This window comes from Pseudaquabacterium rugosum, from assembly GCF_038066575.1.
In the GTDB taxonomy this organism is placed as follows: domain Bacteria; phylum Pseudomonadota; class Gammaproteobacteria; order Burkholderiales; family Burkholderiaceae_C; genus Pseudaquabacterium; species Pseudaquabacterium rugosum.
Map to the genome: position 1 here is coordinate 176,181 of NZ_JBBUTF010000015.1, position 19,367 is coordinate 195,547.

The following is a 19,367-nucleotide window of genomic DNA, read 5'->3' on the forward strand; positions in this document are numbered from 1 at the left end:
TTATTTCTGCCAGATCGTCAGCCGGGGAAGCGGTGGGCGCGTTACGGGACAATCCGTCGTTTTCCCGCCCGTCGCTTCCGATGTCAGCCACCGATCCGTCTCCTCGTTCCGCGGCCTGCCTGGCCGTCCTGCCGGCGGGGCTCGCACCCGGGGAGAACGTTCTGGCCCGGCTGGAGGTTGACCTGGATGCGCAGGACCGTTTCGCCCGCCGCCAGCTGCTGCTGACCGACCGCCGGCTGCTGGCCGGACCGGTCGACGAGCCGGTCGCCGGCTGGCAGGCCTGGCCGCTGGATTCGGCGCTGCAGTTGCAGCATGCCGACCATGCCGGCGTCGGCCAGCTGTCCCTGCACGATGCGCACGCCCGTCTGGGCTGTTGGCGCTACACGCTGGGGGCCGATCCGGCCGCGCTCAAGCTGCTGGGCGCCTTCGAGCGGCAGCTGCGGCGCCTGGCCGCCCCCGGCGACGAGGACCTGGCCGAGCCCGAGGCCGAGGAGACCGACTTCGCTGCCGAATCGGTCGCGCCGCCGTCGACCTGGGTGCTGCTGCGCCTGTGGCGCTTCGCCCGGCCCTACCGCTGGCCGCTGGCGCTGGGCTTCGTGCTGACGCTGGCGTCCACCGGCGCCTCGTTGGTCGCGCCCTACCTGACCATCCCGCTGATGGACGAGGTGCTGATCCCCTACCAGAACGGCCAGGCCATCGACCGCGGCCTGGTCTGGCGGCTGCTGGGCGGGCTGCTGGCCTCGGCCCTGCTGGCCTGGGGCCTGGGCTGGTGGCGCACCTGGCTGCTGGCCATCGTCAGCGAGCGCATCGGCGCCGACCTGCGCACGGCCACCTTCGACCACCTGCTGCAGCTGTCGCTCGACTACTTCGGCAGCAAGCGCACCGGGGACCTGATGTCGCGCATCGGCAGCGAATCCGATCGCCTCTGCGTCTTCCTGTCGCTGCATGCGCTGGACTTCGCCACCGACGTGCTGATGATCGGCATGACGGCCGCGATCCTGTTCTCGATCAACCCGTCGCTGGCGCTCGTCACGCTGCTGCCGCTGCCCTTCATCGGCTGGATGATCCACCTCGTGCGCGACCGGCTGCGCACCGGCTTCGAGAAGATCGACCGCGTCTGGGGCGAGGTCACCAGCGTGCTGGCCGACACCATCCCCGGCATCCGCGTGGTCAAGGCCTTCGCCCAGGAAAAGCGCGAGGCCGAACGCTTCCGCCGCGCCAACCGCCACAACCTGGAGGTCAACGACCGGCTCAACAGGACCTGGAGCCTGTTCACGCCGACCGTCTCGCTGCTGACCGAGATCGGCCTGCTGGTGGTCTGGGCCTTCGGCATCTGGCTGGTCAGCCGCAACGAGATCACGGTGGGTGTGCTGACCGCCTTCATCGCCTACATCGGCCGCTTCTACGGCCGGCTGGATTCGATGAGCCGCATCGTCTCGGTCACGCAGAAGGCGGCGGCCGGCGCCAAGCGCATCTTCGACATCCTCGACCACGTGAGCAACGTGCCCGAGCCGGCGCAGCCGGTGACGCTGCCCGAGGTGACGGGCGCGCTGACGCTGCAGGGCGTGGGTTTCCGCTACGGCAGCCGCTCGGTCATCCGCCAGCTGGACCTGGAGATCCGCCCCGGCGAGATGATCGGCCTGGTCGGCCACAGCGGCTCGGGCAAGAGTACGCTGGTCAACCTGATCTGCCGCTTCTATGACGTGACCGACGGCGCGATCAAGCTCGACGGCGTGGACCTGCGCCGCCTGCGCGTGGCCGACTACCGGCGCCACATCGGCCTGGTGCTGCAGGAGCCCTTCCTGTTCTTCGGCACGGTGGCCGAGAACATCGCCTACGGCAAGCCTGACGCCACGCGTGAGGAGATCGTGGCCGCCGCCCGCGCCGCCCATGCGCACGAGTTCATCCTGCGCCTGCCGCACGGCTACGACAGCATGGTCGGCGAGCGCGGCCAGGGCCTGTCGGGCGGCGAGCGCCAGCGCATCTCGATCGCCCGCGCGCTGCTGATCGACCCGCGGCTGCTGATCCTCGACGAGGCCACCTCGGCGGTCGACACCGAGACCGAGAAGGAGATCCAGACCGCGCTGGACAACCTGGTCAAGGGCCGCACCACCATCGCCATCGCCCACCGCCTGTCGACGCTGCGCCAGGCCGACCGGCTGGTGGTGATGGACCGTGGCCGCATCGTCGAGGTCGGCTCGCATGACGAACTGCTGGCGCGCCAGGGCGCCTACTGGCGCCTGCACGAGGCGCAACTGCGCCAGGCCGAGCAGGCCGCCGAACGGAGTGCCGCATGAGCCCGCTGACCGCATCCGCCCCGTCGACCCTCGTCGTCACCGCCACCGCATCGGGCGCCGTGCCGGACCTCAGCCGTGACGCCCACGGCCGCCTGCTGCTGCGCCGGGCGCCGGACGCCGAGCCGCTGCCGGTGCTGCCGGTGCGTGCCTTCGGCCTGTCGGACCCGGGCGGCGGCCTGTCGCTGGTCGGCCCCGACGGCCACGAGGCCGGCTGGATCCCGCGCCTGGACGCGCTGGCCGGCCCGGTGCGCGCGCTGCTCGACGAGGAGCTGGCGCGGCGGGAGTTCGCGCCGCGCATCGAGGCGCTGGAGGCGGTCTCGACCTTCGGCACGCCCAGCACCTGGCGCGTGCGCACCGACCGCGGCACGGCCGACCTGGTGCTCAAGGCCGAGGAGGACATCCGCCGCCTGGGCGACGGTGCGCTGTTGGTCACCGACAGCCACGGCATCGGCTACCGCATCGCCGACGTGCGGGCGCTGGACCGGCGCTCGCGCAAGCTGCTGGAGCGCTTTCTCTGACGCTCGGCGGGTTCCGGCCCGGGTGTTGGCCCGGGGCCGGGGCCGCGTCCGCGTCTTCAACCCCGTCCGCGCTCAGACCGGCGCGGCCGGCGTCGGCGCTGCGCTGTCGGCCTGGGCCTGGGCCTGGGCCTCGGCCTCGGCCTCCCGCCAGCGCCCCGGCGCGCAGCCGGCGGCCGCGCGGAAGGCGCGGTTGAAGTTGGCCACGTCGGCATAGCCCAGGCGCTGGGCCACCGCCGCCTGGCCCAGGCCCTGGCGCAGCAGCCCGCAGGCCTTGGCATGGCGCACCTCGCGCGCCAGCACGCCCCAGCGCACGCCCTCGCGCGCCAGCAGCCGGCTGTAGGTGCGCGTCGAGATGCCGAGCAGGGCGGCGGCCTCGTCCTGGCCGATCTGCCGCTCCTCGGTGGCGTGGATCAGCCAGCGCGTCCAGTCGGCCAGGTCCTGGCGCGCCTGCAGCGCGGCGAGCCGGCGGGCGCAGGCGCGTTCGGCCTCGGCCGCGACGGCCGCATCGGCCATCGGCAGCGGGGCGTCGGCCACCGCGGCGTCCAGGCACAGCAGCGCCCAGGGCAGATCGGCCGTGGTCGCCGCTGGCGGCAGGGCGGGCAGCGCAGACAGGGCGGACAGGGCGGACGCGGGCGGCGCCAGCGCATCGAAACGCACCTGGGCCCCGTCCAGCGTGCGCCAGCGCGCGGCATGGGCGGGCAGGGCGGGGGCCGGCCACGACAGCAGGATGCGGCAGGGCGTGGCCGCCTGCTGGCGCACGAAGCCCATCAGCCGGTGGGCGCCGACCACCACCGCCTCCAGCACCACGCAGGCCTCGGTCCAGGGCATGGGCTGGGCCGGGTCGAGCCGGGCCTGCAGCCCGCCGTCGGCGCTGCGCGTGACCTGCAGCCGCACGCCGGGCGTCACCAGCGCGAAGCCGGGGGCCAGGCGCTGCAGCGCCTCGCCCAGGCTGGCCGCGCTGGCCAGCAACGCGCCGGCCAGCGACAGGCGGCCGATGCCCACCGCCAGCCCCATCTCGAAGCCCAGATCGCCGCGGCCGGTGGCCTGCGCCAGCGCCTGCAGCACGGCGCTCTGGCGCTCGCGCGGCAGGCGGGCCTCGGGCTGGGCCAGGGCCTGCGCATCGAGGCCGGCCGTGGCCAGCGCGCGGGCCACGGCCGTGCCCAGTCCGTGGGCCTGCAGCCGCGCCACCAGGGCCGCCAGATGGCCGGCCGGCACCTGGGCCATCAGCGGCGAGATCAGGGTCTGCGGCATGCTCGGTTACCCGTGTACGGCGGTTTTGTGTCCGACAATGACCCGATGCTGGCTGGAAATGACCAGACGGTCCATGCGGGCTTGCCCACAATCCGCCCCGCCCGCACCCCTGCCGACGAGACGACCCGATGAGCCTGTCCTCTGCCGAATCCCTGCTGCGTCTGCGCCCCTGGCTGCAGGCCTACCCGTCCGGCGTGCCGGCCGAGCCGGACCTGCGCGGCCATGCCACGCTGCTGGACCTGCTGGACGAGGCCTGCCGCCAGCAGGCCTCGCAGCCGGCCTTCCGCTTCATGGGTCAGGACCTGAGCTACGCCGAGCTGGACCACCGCTCGCGCGCCTTCGCCGCCTGGTTGCAGGCGCAAGGCCTGCGGCCCGGCGAGCGGGTGGCGGTGATGCTGCCCAACGTGCCGCAGTACCCGGTGGTGGTGGCCGGCATCCTGCGGGCCGGCCTGGTGCTGGTCAACGTCAATCCGCTCTACACCGCGCCCGAGCTGGCGCACCAGCTGATCGATGCCGACGCGCCGACGCTGATCGTGCTGGAGAACTTCGCCCACGTCGCGCAGCAGGCACTGGAGCAGGCGCCGGCACCCACGCTGCAGCGGGTGGTGGTGACCGGCGTCGGCGATCTGCTGGGCGGGGTCAAGCGCTGGCTGGTCAATGCCGTGGTGCGCCACGTCAAGAAGCAGGTGCCGGCCTGGAACCTGCCGCAGGCCGTGCCGCTGATGCGGGCGCTGCGCGAAGGCGAGCGCCTGAGCTGGCAGCCCCCGCCGGTGACGGCCGACACGCTGGCCGTGCTGCAGTACACCGGTGGCACCACCGGCGTGGCCAAGGGCGCGATGCTGCTGCACCGCAACCTGCTGGCCAACGTGGCTCAGGCCGCGGCCTGGTTCGAGCCGGCGCGGCGCACCATCGGTCCGCACCAGTTCCGCATCGTCTGCGCGCTGCCGCTCTACCACGTCTTCGCCTTCACCTCCTGCATGTTCCTCGGCCTGCGGCTGGGCGGCTGCAATCTGCTGATCCCCAATCCGCGCGACCTCAAGGGCCTGCTGGCCACGCTGTCGAAGGAGGTCTTCCACTACTTCCCGGCGGTCAACACGCTCTACCAGGCGATCGCCGACCATCCGGACGCGGCCCGGGTCGACTGGCGGCACCTGAAGCTGTCGATCGGCGGCGGCATGGCGGTGCTGCAGGCCACGGCCGAGCGCTGGCGTGTGCTGACGGGCAATCCGATGCGCATGGGCTACGGCCTGTCGGAGACCTCGCCGGTGGTCAGCTGCAACCCGGTGGACATGGACCACTTCGACGGCACCATCGGCCTGCCGCTGCCGGGCACCGAGGTCGCCATCCTGGACGACGCGGGCAATCCGGTGGCCCAGGGCCAGCCCGGCGAGATCGCGGTGCGCGGCCCGCAGGTGATGGCCGGCTACTGGCGCCGGCCCGACGAGACGGCGCTGGTGCTGCGCGCCGACGGCTGGTTCCTGACCGGCGACATCGGGGTCATGGAGGCCGACGGGCGCTTCCGCATCGTCGACCGCAAGAAGGACATGATCCTGGTCAGCGGCTTCAACGTCTATCCGAACGAGGTCGAGGACGTGGTCGCGCAGATGCCCGGCGTGGCCGAGTGCGGCGTCACCGGCGTGCCCGACGCCCACAGCGGCGAGGCGGTCAAGCTGGTCATCGTGCGGCGCGATCCGGCGCTGCAGGCCGAGGCCGTGCGCGCCTGGTGCCACGAGCGCCTGACGCCCTACAAGCGCCCGCGCCACATCGAGTTCCGCGACAGCCTGCCGAAGACGACGGTGGGCAAGGTGCTGCGGCGCGCGCTGCGCTGAGGCGGGCCGGGCAGGGCCACGGCGCAGCGCGGCGCGGCGGCCCGGCCGGCTGCCGGCGGGGGCGATCGCCGGGTGGCCGCGGCGCGTGCCGCGGGTCGTCCGTGCGGCTGCATCCGCTTGCATCCGTTCGCCGTTCGGCCACATCGCTTCACCGGCCGGACACGGCTGCAAGATCTGCTTGCGCCTGTCACCGCCAGGACCGCTCAATCTTGCGGTTTGTGAGGATGTGCGGCGCACCGCCGTGTCGACACTGCGCAGCGGCTTCTCCGGTGGGTGGTGCGCGCAGATGACGTGCCACTTCAGCGTCCTGTCGTGATGCACGTACCGCCGGGGATCTTCCTCGACCGTACGCCGTACCGACCGACATGACCGTCCTCTCCGCTCCCACCGTCACCGCCCTGGCCGACCTCGACCGCAACGGCAGCCTGTCCGCCCAGGAGCTGCTGCGCGCCGGCGGCCATCTGTCCTGGCAGGTCCGCCTGCCGTCCGGCGCCGTGGCCGGTGACGTCCTGACCCTGGTCTCGTCCAGCGGCCAGCAGACCCAGATCGTGCTGAGCAGCGCCCAGGTCCGCCAGGGCCTCGTCGTCTGGACCGACAGCCTGGCCACCACGGCCGGCACCGCCGCCACCACGGCCAGCCTGAGCGCCAGCCTGGTCCATGACGGCAGCAGCACCGCCAGCGGCAGCGCCAGCCTGGGCGTGGCCGCCGCGGCCAGCAGCAGCCTGGCCGCGCCGGTGGTCCGGCTGTCGACCGACAGCGACGACGATGGCCACATCAGCAGCGCCGAGCTGGCCGCCACCGGCGGGCGCCTGCGCGCCAGCATCACGCTGCCCACCGGCGCGGTGGCCGGCGACACGCTGATCGTCACCGATGCCGACGGCCAGGAGCGCCGCTGGACGCTGACCCGCAGCGACATCGCCCGCGGCAGCCTGAGCATCAGCACCGCCGTCGACGAGACCGCGGACGAGGCGCTGTCGCTCAGCGCCCGCCTGGTGCAACGCGCCACCGGTGCGGTGACGGCCAGCGGCAGCGACAGCGCCAGCCTGGCCCTGGACGCGCAGGCCGCCACGCTGGACAGCCTGCAGGTCACGGGCACCGGCACCGGCACCGCCTGCGGCAGCCGCCAGCGCGACGCCAGCCGCACCGCCAGCGTCGACGAGGGCGATGCCGCCGTCTTCGTGCTGCGGGCCGAGGCCGGCACGGTCGACACCGTCGTCACGCTGAGCCTGGGCACGCAGGCGGCCGATGTCTCCGCGCTGCAGATCAACCAGGGCGAGGGCTGGGAGACGGTGGCCGCCGACGGCCGCTTCACGCTCCAGGCCGGGGTCAGCGTCGTGCAGGTGCGGGTGCAGACGCTGGACGACAGCACGGTCGAGGGCGACGAGACGCTGACCCTGAGCGCCACCGTCGCCGCCACGGCCGACACCGCGGCCAGCACCGTGACGGCCAGCCTGACGATCGTCGACGACGACCCGCGCACGGCCACCACCGCCAGCGCCACCGAGGACACGCCGCTGGTGCTGGGCCTGGCCGCCTTCGGCCTGGCCGCCGAGGCCCAGGACAGCGCCACCGTCAGCATCGACACGCTGCCGCGCGCCGGCAGCCTGCAGCTGCTGGTCAACGGCGCCTGGACCACGGTCAGCGCCGGCCAGGAGATCAGCGCGGCCGACATCGCCGCCGGCAGCCTGCGCTTCGTGCCCGCGGCCGAGGTGTCGGCCAGCGGCGGTGACACGCGGACGGGCCGCGCGTCCGACGGCGCGGCCACCTTCGACTATTCGGTCAGCGACGGCGATGCGGCCGTCGTCAGCCGTGCCCTGGAGATCGACATCGCGCCGGTGGCCGATGTCGACACGCTGACGGCGACCTTGCTCAGCACCTCGACGGTCGTCAGCCTGGAGACCGGCAGCGCCTTCGGCAGCTGGCCGACCGCGCTGATCGGCGCGGCGGCCAGCGGCGAGACCACGCTGCACCAGGTCCGCTTCGGCGTGGCCGGCAGCTCCAGCGACAGCGACGGCAGCGAGCTCACCCGCATCGCGCTGACCGGCCTGGTGACGGCCGATGGCGTGACCGAGCGGGTGTTCACCGCCGATGGCACGCAGATCCTGGCCGATGCCGACGGCGTGATCTGGGTCGAGCCCGGCCAGACGGTGTGGATCACCGGCAGCGGCACCACCGACCAGGCCTACGAGGCGACGGTCTGGCGCGTCGAGACCGACGCGCTGGGGGCGGTGCTCGACAGCGCCGCGGGCGAGACGGTCAGCCTGGGCTGGACCACGCCGCTGGTGCTCGACCTGGACGGCGACGGCATCGAGACGACGACGCTGGCCGACGGCGTGGGCTTCGACCTCGATGCCGACGGCCAGGCCGAGACCACCGCCTGGGTCAGCGGCGGTGACGGGCTGCTGGCGATCGACCTCGACGGCAACGGCCGGATCGACAGCGGCGCCGAGCTGTTCGGCAGCGCCACCACCCTGGCCGACGGCCGCACGGCCGACGACGGCTATGCCGCGCTGGCCGACCTCGACAGCAACGGCGACGGCCTGATCAGCGCCGCCGATGCGCGCTGGTCCGAGCTGGTGATCTGGGTCGATGCCGACGCGGATGGCGTCAGCGACGACGGCGAGCTGCAGGGCCTGGACGCCCTCGGCATCGCCAGCCTGGACCTGGCGGCCGTGGCCTCCGGCGCCGAGGACCAGGGCAATGCGCTGGGCCTGGTCGGCCAGTGGACCGATGCCGACGGGGAGACCCACGCGATGGCCGATGTCTGGTTCCAGACCGCCGGCACGCTGGCCGACAGCGGCCTGGCCGATGACGCGGCGCTGGATCTTCTGCTGAGCCACCAGGACAGCGCCGTGGCGACCACGACCACGACCGCGACCGATGGCGCGGCGCCGGCCGGCTGTGTGGCCGGTGCGGATGTCGCCACGGACAGCACGGCGGCCGACGCCGGCACCGGGCGCGGCAGCCATGCCGCTGGGGTCGGCGACGGGCTGAGCGGTGGCCTGGCCGCCGACTGGCGCACCTGGCTCGGCCACTCGGGCGCCGAGCAACTGGCCGCCCACGCCCAGCAGGTGCACGGCGGCTGAGCCTGGCGGCTGAGGACTGTTGAGGGCGGCGGCCGTGCGGCGCCCGCCCGCGCCGCGACTTCCTGCGCGCCCCGGCCACCTGCGCGGCGCCCGCAGGCCCGGCCGGCCTCAAGGCGCGGGGGGGAACGGACGACAGACTGACGTCAGCGTCCGCTCACCGTCATGCCTGCCTCCGCCCCCTCGTTCCTGCCGCGCCTGCTGCGTTGGCTCCGGCGTGCCCGGCCGGGCTGGCTGTGGCCGGTCGCGCTGGTGCTGGCGGTCGGGCTGGTCGGCCTGACCAGCCATGCGCTGATCCGCCAGCAGCTGCGCCTGGACGCCCGCCAGCAGGCCGAGGCCTGGGCCAGCTTCGCCGCCACCAGCGTGCCGGGGCTCGGCCCGCTGCTGCGCGGCGGGCTGGCCCAGGGCCTGACCATGCGCCGGCTGCGCGTGCTCGGCCACGCGGTGGATGTGGCCGATCTGCAGGTCTATGACCGCAACGGGCATCTGCTGATCAGCCCGCGGCTGCTGCCGCCCGACCAGCGCGAGGCCCTGGTCTGGCCGCTGGGACACGGCGCGGCGGTGCCGCAGGCCCGGCAGGTGCTGCAGGAGCGCCGCACCCACGTCGAGCTGCAGGCCGAGGCCGCGGCCGATGGCGAACAGCTGCACAGCGTCGCCTGGGTGCCGCTGCGCCTGTACGGCGAAGTGCTGGGCGTGGCCCGCCTGACGCTGGACCAGACCCAGCGCGCGGCCGCGCTGCGCCTGGCCTTCGCCCAGCTGACCGCGCTGGTGGCGCTGCTGGTCATCGGTCTGGGCATCTGGGCCGCGTGGCGGGCCTGGCAGCAGATGCGTGCGCGTTCACGTGCCGATGCCCAGGCGCGCTACCTGGCCGCCCACGATCCGCTGACCGGTGCGCTCAACCGCACGCGCTTCCTGGCCGCGGTCGAGGAGGCCGTGCGCCAGCCGCGCGGCGAGGCGTCCGGCGTCGCCGTCCACTGCCTGGACCTCGACGGCTTCAAGGACGTCAACGACGGCCATGGCCATGCCGCCGGTGACGCGGTGCTGCGGGGCGTCTGTCGCCGCCTGCGCGCGCAGCTGCGGCGCGGCGACCTGCTGGCGCGCCTGGGCGGCGACGAGTTCGCGCTGCTGCAGCGCAACGTGGCCTCGCCGGCCGAGGCCGCGGCGCTGGCCCAGCGCCTGATCGAGACGCTGCAGGAGCCGCACGTCCACGAGCACCTGTCGCTGCGCGTGGGGGCCAGCATCGGCATCACGATGCAGGGTGAAGGCCCGCAGTCGGCCGGCGAGCTGCTGCAGCAGGCCGACATGGCGCTCTACCAGGCCAAGGCCGAGGGCCGTGGCCGCCACCACTTCTTCGACGCCCGCATCGATGAGCGGCTGCTGGAGCAGCGCGCGCTGCACCGCGACCTGCGCGAGGCACTGCCCGGCCATCAGCTGCAGATGCACTATCAGGGCCTGTACGCGGCCGACGGCCAGACGCTGATCGGCTACGAGGCGCTGATGCGCTGGCACCATCCGCAGCGCGGCATGGTCTCGCCCGCGGTCTTCATCCCGCTGGCCGAGGCCTCGGGCCTGATCGCCGATCTGGGCGACTGGGCCCTGCTGGAGTCCTGCCGCGAGGCCGCGCACTGGCCCTCGCCGCTGTGCGTGGCCGTCAACCTCTCGCCGGTCCAGTTCCGTCGCGGCGATCTGGTGGCGCGCATCGCCGACGTGCTGCAGCGCACCGGCCTGCCGCCCGGACGGCTGGAGCTGGAGGTCACCGAGTCGCTGCTGATCGCGCAGGACGAGCCGGTGGCCGAGGTGCTCAGCCAGCTCTCGCGCATGGGCGTGCGCATCGCGATGGACGACTTCGGCACCGGCTATTCCAGCCTGTCCTACCTGTGGCGCTTCCCCTTCGACAAGGTGAAGATCGACCGCAGTTTCGTCAAGAACATGGACGCCGATCCCAAGGTGTCGCTGATCGTGCGCGCCATCGTCCGGCTGGCCCACGAGATGGGTCTGGTGGTGCTGGCCGAGGGCGTGGAGACGGCCGAGCAGCGGGCCGCGCTGCAGCAGGCGGGCTGTGACCAGCTGCAGGGCTTCCTGCTGGCCCGGCCGGTGGCTGCGCTGGCGCTGCCGCACCGGCAGGCCGCGGCGCAGACGCTCGCCGGCCGGCTGGCGCTGGCGCCGGCCGGCACGGCCATGCCGGCGAGCAGCGGCGAGGCCCCTGCCGATGCCCCGGTCGCCCTGGACCTGACCGATCGCGATGCGCGTCAGGTCTGGCTGGCCCGGCGCCGTGCCGCCACCGCGGCGCCGGACACCGCGACCGTCGCCCGGCCGCCGGTCGACGGTCCGGGGTGCACCGCGGCCGCCACCGTGACCGCCACCACCCCGGTCACCACCACCGCCACCGCGCCGGCCTCGATCCGCGACTGAGTGGCCGATGTCCACGCCCGAAGTGGACGGCTGATCCGGGCGGCCGGTCCGGGCGAGCCGGCGCCCGTCGCCCGGCCCGCATCGCCTCAGAAGTCCAGCTTCAGCCCGGCCGACGGGATGCGGCCCATCTGCGTCTGCGCCGTGCGGCGGCCGTAGTCGGCGCTGTAGACCCAGCCGGCCACGTTGCGGCGGCCGTAGGCGTTGATCAGCTCGGCGTAGAGGCTGAGGTCGGGCCGCAGCCGGCCCTCCAGCCGCAGGTCCAGCCGGTGGTAGGACGGCAGACGGTCGGCATTGAGCGCGCCGTAGACCGGCCGGATGCGGCCGTCGGCCAGCGTCGTGGTGCCGATGACGGCGGTGTCCGGCGCGCCGCTGTGCCAGGCCCAGCGGGCGCCCAGGCTCCAGCCCGAGGGCAGACGGTGGCGGGCCAGCAGCTGCACGTTCAGCGGCTGGTCCTGGTCGTGGCGGAAGGACACGCCGGTCAGGTCGTTGCGGCGGCGCGAGGCGGCCCAGCTCACGGCCAGCCAGCCCGACCACGGCGAGGCCTCGCGCGCCTCGCGCTGGACCAGCAGCTCCAGGCCGTGGGCCTGGCCGCTGCCGCCGTTGACGTACTGGCGGGTCGTCGGATCGGCCACCACCAGGCCGTCGAGCTGCTTGCGGTAGAGCTCGACCTGCCAGCGCCAGCCGGCGTCGGCCTGCTCGGCCAGGCTCAGCGCCAGATGGCTGGCGCGCAGCAGGTCCAGCTGCGGGTTGCCGTAGGTCGGCAGGATCTGCAGGCCGTCGGGGATCTGGTGGTGGCGGCCCCAGGCCAGGCTCAGCAGCGTGCGCGGGCGGGCCTGCCAGTCCAGCGCCAGCCGCGGCTCGCCGACCTGGCGCTGCAGATAGGCATCGCGCATCGCGTGCCAGCCGGCGCGCAGCGTCCAGTCCTCGCCGAGGGCGATGCGGTCCTGCGCCCACAGCGCGAGGTGGCGGTCGCGCAGATGGTCGTCGGCGGCCACGGGCTCGGCGCTGCTGTAGTCGCAGTCGGGCTCGAACTCGGTGCAGCGCACATCGCGCAGGCTCATCCGGTAGTCCCAGCGCGCCCAGGTGCGCTCCAGGCCCAGGCTCAGGCTGTGGCGGCCCAGCGGTGCCGGCCGCCATTCCATCTGCAGGAAGCGGAAGCGGGCGGCCAGATCCAGGTCCAGCACGCTGCCGGCGCGGCTGGCCTGGTCGGCATCGCGCTGGCCGAGGGCCACGCGCTGCTGGTCGCCGCCGCGGCCGCGTCGCTCCCAGACCAGGGCCGTGGTGCGGTCGCGCTCGCGCACGCGGCCGGGGCCGATCAGTGCCGGCTGCTGGCTGCCGGCGATCGAGCCGGCGGGCACCTCGTAGTCCAGGCGGTCGACGGCGCCGTGGCTGTGCAGCGTCAGCGTGTGGCCGGCCAGCGGTTGCCAGACCAGGCGGCCCAGCCAGTCGCGGTAGGCGGGCATCTCGACGACGGTGCCGTCACTGCCGTCCTCGTCGCCGCGGGAGGCGTGGCGGACCACCCAGTCCAGCCAGCTGCGGCGCACGGCCAGCTGCACGCCGACCGCGCTGCCGGGCTGCACCGGCCCGTCGAGCACCAGATCGCCGCCCAGCAGGCCGAGGTCCAGGCTGCCGGCCAGCCGGTCGGTGCGCGGGGCCTTGAGCCGCACGTCGATGACGCCGCCGGTGGCATTGCCCCAGGGCGCCGCATGGGCCGCCGCCTGCAGGTCGAAGCGGCTGACGAGCGCCGGGTGCAGCGTGCTGGTCAGCCCGCCGAGGTGGAACAGCTTGCCGGCCGGCAGGCCGTCGATCGCGTAGCGGTTGTCCTCCGGCCGCGAGCCGCGGATCGCCGGCTGGCTGGAGCCGTCGTGGGTGCTGGTGATGCCCGGCAGGGACTGCAGTGCCTTCAGCGGATCGCCCAGGCCGCCGGGCACCTGCTGCAGTTCGCTGACCGGCACCTGGCGCTGGCCGGCACCGGTCGGGCGCAGGCCCTGGCCGCGCACGGTGACCCGGTCGGCGGGCGCGGGGGTGGCTTCCGCGGCTGCGGCTGTCTCGGGCGTTGCGGTCGTTGCCGTTGTTCCAGCCGCTTCGGCCGCTTCGGCCGTGGCCTGGGCGCGGGCGGACGGCAGCCCGGGGCCGCTCAGCGTGAGCGTCAGCAGGGTGATCCGGGCCAGCAGGGTCAACCGGTGGGGGGGAGCAGCAGGTCGGCGGTCAGGCATGGTGCGGGTGCGGGCCACGCCGGCCACCCGTGGGCAGGGTCCGGGCCGTGGCCGTCGTCGGGGCGGACCGGCAGTATCCGGGCCGCGGGCGTCGCCGCCGTGTCAGGCCCTCAGCCCGACTGCGGATGGCGCGGCGGCAGCGGTCATGCTCAGGCGGCGGCCGGCGGTACGCCGGCCTTGCCCAGCGCCTGCGCCACCTGCTCGTAACCCTGGCGCGGCACCTGCTCGCCCCTGCGGTCGAGCACCGCGGGCAGCTGCAGCAGCAGCGCCTCGGCCATCTGCGGGCCGTCCGGCAGATGGATGCCGGGTGTCAGCGTGACGTGGGCGCTCTCGAAGCTGCCGGCACCGGCCGCCAGGATCATGCGGGTGGGCGCCGCGTCGCTGGCCAGCACCACCACCGCGGGGCTGACGCGCTCGACCGTCAGCGCGGCCAGGGCCGCCGGGGGCAGCAGGTCGGCCGTCATGGCGGTGGCGGCCGTCGGTGCCAGGCAGTTGACGTGGATGCCGTGCTTCGCGCCTTCCAGCGCCAGCGTCTGCATCAGCCCGACCAGCGCCATCTTGGCCGCGCCATAGTTCGACTGGCCGAAGTTGCCATACAGGCCGGATGAGGAGGTGGTGAAGATCACCCGCCCGTGGCGCTGGGCGATCATCTGCGGCCAGGCGGCGTGCGTCAGGTTGACCGCGCCCATCAGGTGGACGTCCAGCACGCTGCGGAAGTCGGCCAGGTCCATCTTGGCGAAGCTGCGGTCGCGCAGGATGCCGGCGTTGTTGACGACGATGTCCAGCCGGCCCCAGTGGGCGACGGTGCGCGCCACCAGATCGGCCATCGCCGCCGCGTCGCGCACATCGCCGGCCAGGGCCAGCGCCTGGCCGCCGGCGGCCGTGATCTCGTCGGCCACCGCCTGCGCGGGCAGCCGGCCATCGGGCGCGGCCAGATCGTTGAGGACGACACGCGCGCCATGGCGGGCGAGTGCCAGCGCATGGGCGCGACCAAGACCGGCACCGGCGCCGGTGACCACGGCGACGCGGCCGTTCAGATCGGGTGTGGGCATGGGCCGCGATCCTAGCGCCGTTGTTCGGGCACACTGCGCGCCCTGAGCCCGTTCCACGTCTGCTGCCTGCCCTCCGGATGGTCCTGAAGCCCTGCCTGTCGTCCGTCGCCCGCTGCGGGTCCCTGTCGTCGCCGCGGCGGCCGTCGGCGTCGATCCTGTCCGGCGCGCTGGCGGCGGTCCTGCTGGCCGGCTGTTCGGCCGTGCCCAAGGGGCCGGCGCCGGTCGAGCAGCGGCGTCTTCCCGCGGCCGATGGCAGCGGCGCGGCATCCGCGTCGACGCCGGTGCCGCGCGCTCCCGAGGTGGCCGCGTCGCCCGCGGGTCAGGCGGCGCGCCCGCCGGCGGCCGCGGGCGCGGGCAGTGCCAGCCCGGCGGGCGGCCTGGGCAGCGGCCCGGTGCCCGCGGCCCTGCCGCTGCGCACCCCGCCACGGCCGGAGGCGGCGGCCTCCGCGGCATCGGCGTCCGCGACCCCGGCCGCCTCCGCTGCGCCGGTCCTGCCGCCCCCGGCCATGCCCGTGCCCATGCCCGTGCCGCCCGACGCCCCGCCGGTGCGCACGGCCGACGTGCGGGCGGTGGCGCTGCGCGTGCTGCCGCCGCGCATCGGCGAGCGCAACGGCTGGGCCGACGACATCGCCACCAGCTTCGCTGCGCTGCGCATCCCGGCCCAGGCCCACAAGGTCTGCGCGATCAGTGCCGTCATCGAGCAGGAGTCGGGCTGGCAGGCCGATCCGCCGGTCACCGGCCTGGCGCGCATCGCCCGCCGCGAGCTGGAGAAGAAGCGCGCGGCCTACGGCATCCCGCAGCCGGTGTTCGCGCTGGCGCTGAAGAAGACCTCGCCCGACGGCCGCAGCTACGAGCGCCGGCTGGACACGCTGCGCACCGAGCGCGAGCTGTCGGCCCTCTACGAGGACATCGTCAGCGAGATCCCCTTCGGCGAGCGCCTGCTGGATGGCGGCAACCCGGTGCGCACCGGCGGCAGCACCCAGGTCAGCATCGCCTGGGCCGCGCAGCACATGCGCGAGCGGCCCTATCCGTGGCCGCGCGCCGGCACCGCGCGGCAGGAGGTGTTCAAGCGCCGCGGCGGCGTCTACTTCGGCGCGTCCATGCTGCTGGACTATCCGGTGTCCTACCAGCGCATGATCTACCGCTTCGCCGACTTCAACGCCGGGCGTTACGCCAGCCGCAACGCCGCCGTTCAGGTGCTGCTGTCGCGCCTGACCGGCGGCCGGCTGGAGCCGGACGGGGACCTGCTGCGTTATGCCAAGGGCCAGCCGCTGTCGCCCCGCCGCTCGCCCAGCGAGGCCTGGACCGCGCTGCTGTCGCTGCGCCCGGCCCTCGGCCTGAGTGAATCGCGCCTGGAAGCCGACCTGATGCTGGAGAAGAGCCACGCCTTCGAACGCACCGCGACCTACGAGCGGCTGTACGCGCTGGCCGCCCAGCGCAACGTGCCGGCCGAGCGCGAGCGCCTGCCCGACATCGCTCTCGACAGCCCCAAGATCACGCGCAAGCTGACCACCGCCTGGTTCGCCGACCGCGTCGAGATGCGCTACCGCGCCTGCCTGGCGCGCGACGCGGCCGCCTCGGCCGTGGCCCAGCCGCCGGGTGACGCGGCCGGCGCGCCGGGGGCGCTGCCGCGGCTGCCGGCGCCCTGAAGGCCCTGGCGTTCCTGGAGTCCCCGGCGTTCCTGAAGGCGCCCGGCCCGCAGCCCGCCACCGTCCGCGCGCTCAGCCGCCGGCCATCGCCACGGTGCGTGCGGCCGGCGCATCGACCGTGGCGCGGCGCGAGCCGGCTTCACCGGTTCAGCAGCGCCTGCGGCAAGGCCGTCGACAACCCCGGCACCCAGGCGATCAGCAGCGTGCCGACGAAGATCGCCAGCAGGGCCGGGGCCACGGCGCGGGCCACCTCGGCGATCGGCCGGCGGAACATGGCGGCGGCGAAGTACAGGTTCATGCCGGCGGGCGGGCACAGGAAGCCGACCTCCATCGCCGCCAGGAACAGGATGCCGAAGTGCACCGGGTCGATGCCATAGGCGCTGGCCAGCGGCAGCAGCAGCGGCACCAGCACGACGATGGCCGCGAAGATCTCCATCAGCGCCGCGGCGGCGAACAGGAACAGGCACAGCAGCAGCAGGAACACGTGGCGGTCGGGCACCTGCGCGCGCACGCCCTCGGCCAGCGCGTCGGGGATGCCGGCGTCGATCAGCACATTGGTCATGGCCAGGGCCAGGCCCATGATCAGCATCACGCCGCCGATGATCATCGCGCTGTCGGCCACGGCGCGCAGCGTGGCGCGCAGGCCCAGCTCGCGCCGCAGCAGGCCCTGGCTCAGCAGCGCCCAGCCGGCGGTGGCGGCCGCGCTCTCGGTCGGCGTGGCCAGGCCGCTGGCCAGCGTGCCGAGGGCCACCAGCGGCGTCAGCAGCTCCAGCCAGGCCGCGCGCAGGGCGGTGGCCAGACGGGGCACTTCAGGGGCCTCGGTGGCCGGGGTCGGGCCGGCTGGCCACTGGACGGCCCGGCCAGGCGCGGATCCGGTCGTGGCCGGCACCGTGACCTGGGTGTGGCCAGCGGTCCGCGGTGGGTGCCGGGCCGCTGGCGCCGCCGTGCCCCTCAGGAAGCCGCCCAGCAGCAGCAGGCTGACCACCATCACCAGCGCCGGCAGCAGCCCGGCCAGGAACATCGTGTGGATCGGCACGCGGGCGATCACCGCCACCATGATCAGCGGCACCGACGGCGCCAGCAGCACGCCCAGCGCGCTGGCGCTGGTGACCAGACCGATGCCGCGCGGCTGCGGGTAGCCGGCGCGCACCAGCAGCGGCAGCAGCAGACCGCCGAGGGCCAGGATGGTGACGCCGCTGCCGCCGGTCAGCGCGGTGAAGGCCGAGCACAGCGCGGCCGAGGCCACCACCGTGCCGCGCACGCCACCGCCGAAGACGGCGACGAAGACCGTGCCCAGCCGTGCCGCCGCGCCCGAGCGGGCCAGCACCACGCCGGCCAGCGTGAACAACGGCAGCGCCGGCAGCGAGGGGTTGACCGTGATCTGGTAGTGCGACAGCGGGATCGAGGCCAGCGGCAGACCCTGACCCAGGCTCAAGGTGAGCGCCAGCAGGCCCATGGCCACGGCGATCGGTGCGCCGGCCAGCAGCGCGGCCAGCGTCAGCAGCAGGCCCGGGATCTGCGGCAGCAACTGGCCGTCGAGCGCATGCGCGGCCCAGGCGCCGGCCAGCGGCCAGACCAGGGTCTGCAGACCGTGCCCGGCCAGCCGCAGCCCCAGCAGCGCGAAGCCCGCCGGCATCGCCGCCTGCAGCCACCAGACGGGCACCCCATAGGCCAGCGGTTGGGCCGCCGCGCGTTCACTGTCGACGAAGAGCCAGGCCGCCCAGGCCAGCGCGCCACAGGCCAGGCCGCCGGCGGCCCGTGCCACGGTGCCCCGCACGCGGGCGCGCAGCCGCTGGCCGCGCCGGGTGCCGTCGGGGCCACCGGCCAGCGGGTCGGCTTCGCCGCCCAGGCGGGTCAGATGGCCGTGGCGGGCGGCGGCCAGGGCGCCCGCCATCGCCATCAGCAGGCCCAGGTGCTGCACCAGCACCGGTGCGTTCTCGACGCCGCTGCCGTGCAGCGGGCGCAGCGCGATCTCCAGCAGCGGGATCAGCAGCATGCCCAGCAGCGCGGCCACGGCCAGGCCGCGGTCGGCATCGGCCAGGGCGGCGCGCCAGCCTGTGGCGGACGGGGCGCCCATCTCAGCGGCCCTTGCCGCTGCGGTAGGTCTTCAGCAGCGCGAACACCTCGTCGAAGGTGGACGCCGGCACCAGCGTGCCGCGGATGCGCGGATAGAGCTCGTCGGCCAGCGCCTGCCATTCGCGCAGCTGGGCGGCGTCGGGGCGGTGGATCTGCAGGCCGCGCTTGCGCATGGCCTCCACCGCCTCGTCGACCTCGGCCCGGGCGCGGGTGCGCATGGCCTGGCTGGCGCGCTCGCCGCCGCTGCGCAGCGCGGCCTGGGCAGCCGGGCTCATCGCGTCCCAGGCCTTGCGGGTGACCACCAGCGCGCCGACGATCGGCGCCCAGTTGATCTCCAGCATGTGGCCGGCCGTCTCGTGGATCTGGCTGGCCAGCGCGAAGTAGGGCGTGGACGGCACGACGTCGATCATGCCGGTCTGGATCGACGGCAGGATGTCGGCCGTCTCCAGCGGCACCGGCGTGTAGCCCAGGTTCTTCATGATGGCCTGCTGCTCGGGCTCGGCGCCCCAGGCGAAGAACTTCATGCTCCTGTAGTCGGCGGGACGCTGCGCCGGCTTGCGCGAGAAGAAGCGCACCCAGCCGGCATCGCCCCAGCCCAGGATGACGAAGCCGCGCTCGGCGAAGCGCGCGTCCATCGCCGGACGCATGCGCTCGCGCACGAAGTCCAGCTCCTCCCAGCTGCGGAAGGCCAGCGGCAGGTTCTGCAGCGCGGCCACCGTGGGCTCGATCTCGCGCAGGCCGACCACCGAGACCAGCGCGCCCTGCAGCTGGCCGATGCGCATGCGGCGCACGATCTCGGCCTCACCGCCCTGGCTGCCGTCGGTGAACACACTGTAGCGCGCGCCCTCGCCCTGGGCCGCGCGCCAGGCCTCGCCCAGCTGCTGCAGCTGCTGGTGGTAGACCGAGTTCTTCGGCACCACGCTGGCGATGCGCAGCAGCGTGGCGGCCTGGGCCTGCGCCGGCAGGGCCTGCAGCAGGCCCAGG

11 protein-coding genes are annotated in these 19,367 nt (G+C 74.5%); 6 read left to right on the forward strand and 5 right to left on the reverse strand.

The window, feature by feature from the left end; genetic code table 11:
• The first annotated feature begins 80 nt into the window (after window positions 1-80).
• Window positions 81-2,297 (forward strand): cyanophycin metabolism-associated ABC transporter, encoded by a 2,217-nt coding sequence (locus AACH11_RS16920; RefSeq protein ID WP_341375430.1) that lies wholly within the window; start codon window positions 81-83, stop codon window positions 2,295-2,297.
• On the forward strand, window positions 2,294-2,815 hold the full coding sequence (locus AACH11_RS16925; RefSeq protein ID WP_341375431.1) for a cyanophycin metabolism-associated DUF1854 family protein: 522 nt from the start codon (window positions 2,294-2,296) through the stop codon (window positions 2,813-2,815). The genes AACH11_RS16920 and AACH11_RS16925 overlap by 4 nt, the downstream gene beginning before the upstream one ends.
• A gap of 72 nt (window positions 2,816-2,887) precedes the next feature.
• Here AACH11_RS16925 and AACH11_RS16930 read toward each other — a convergent pair whose 3' ends face one another.
• Window positions 2,888-4,066, reverse strand: a complete 1,179-nt coding sequence (locus AACH11_RS16930) for an AraC family transcriptional regulator (protein ID WP_341375432.1) — start codon at window positions 4,064-4,066, stop codon at window positions 2,888-2,890.
• A gap of 128 nt (window positions 4,067-4,194) precedes the next feature.
• Between AACH11_RS16930 and AACH11_RS16935 the strand changes: the two genes are divergently transcribed.
• From AACH11_RS16935 to AACH11_RS16945, 3 genes are all read left to right on the forward strand, one after another.
• A complete protein-coding gene (locus AACH11_RS16935) occupies window positions 4,195-5,895 on the forward strand; it encodes an AMP-binding protein (protein WP_341375433.1) in 1,701 nt (566 codons plus the stop codon).
• Window positions 5,896-6,260: 365 nt separating this feature from the next.
• Window positions 6,261-8,981: a hypothetical protein gene (locus AACH11_RS16940; protein ID WP_341375434.1), complete on the forward strand. Its 2,721-nt coding sequence runs from the start codon at window positions 6,261-6,263 to the stop codon at window positions 8,979-8,981.
• 162 nt (window positions 8,982-9,143) lie between these two features.
• Window positions 9,144-11,390, forward strand: a complete 2,247-nt coding sequence (locus AACH11_RS16945; RefSeq protein ID WP_341375435.1) for a putative bifunctional diguanylate cyclase/phosphodiesterase — start codon at window positions 9,144-9,146, stop codon at window positions 11,388-11,390.
• Window positions 11,391-11,476: 86 nt separating this feature from the next.
• On the opposite strand, the gene AACH11_RS16950 is transcribed toward AACH11_RS16945, so the two are convergent.
• Both AACH11_RS16950 and AACH11_RS16955 read right to left on the reverse strand, forming a co-directional pair.
• Window positions 11,477-13,606: a TonB-dependent receptor gene (locus tag AACH11_RS16950; RefSeq protein WP_341375436.1), complete on the reverse strand. Its 2,130-nt coding sequence runs from the start codon at window positions 13,604-13,606 to the stop codon at window positions 11,477-11,479.
• A 149-nt stretch (window positions 13,607-13,755) separates the two neighbouring features.
• Window positions 13,756-14,658, reverse strand: coding sequence for an SDR family NAD(P)-dependent oxidoreductase (locus AACH11_RS16955; RefSeq protein ID WP_341375437.1), 903 nt, complete (start codon window positions 14,656-14,658; stop codon window positions 13,756-13,758).
• 77 nt (window positions 14,659-14,735) lie between these two features.
• On the opposite strand from AACH11_RS16955, the gene AACH11_RS16960 reads away from it, so the two are divergent.
• Window positions 14,736-16,307, forward strand: coding sequence for a DUF1615 domain-containing protein (locus AACH11_RS16960; RefSeq protein ID WP_341375438.1), 1,572 nt, complete (start codon window positions 14,736-14,738; stop codon window positions 16,305-16,307).
• A gap of 139 nt (window positions 16,308-16,446) precedes the next feature.
• Here the strand turns inward: AACH11_RS16960 and AACH11_RS16965 are convergent, their stop codons facing one another.
• Window positions 16,447-18,384 (reverse strand): TRAP transporter large permease subunit, encoded by a 1,938-nt coding sequence (locus tag AACH11_RS16965; RefSeq protein ID WP_341375439.1) that lies wholly within the window; start codon window positions 18,382-18,384, stop codon window positions 16,447-16,449.
• A 1-nt stretch (window position 18,385) separates the two neighbouring features.
• A partial coding sequence (locus AACH11_RS16970) for a TRAP transporter substrate-binding protein (protein WP_341375440.1) occupies window positions 18,386-19,367 on the reverse strand: 982 nt, incomplete at its 5' end.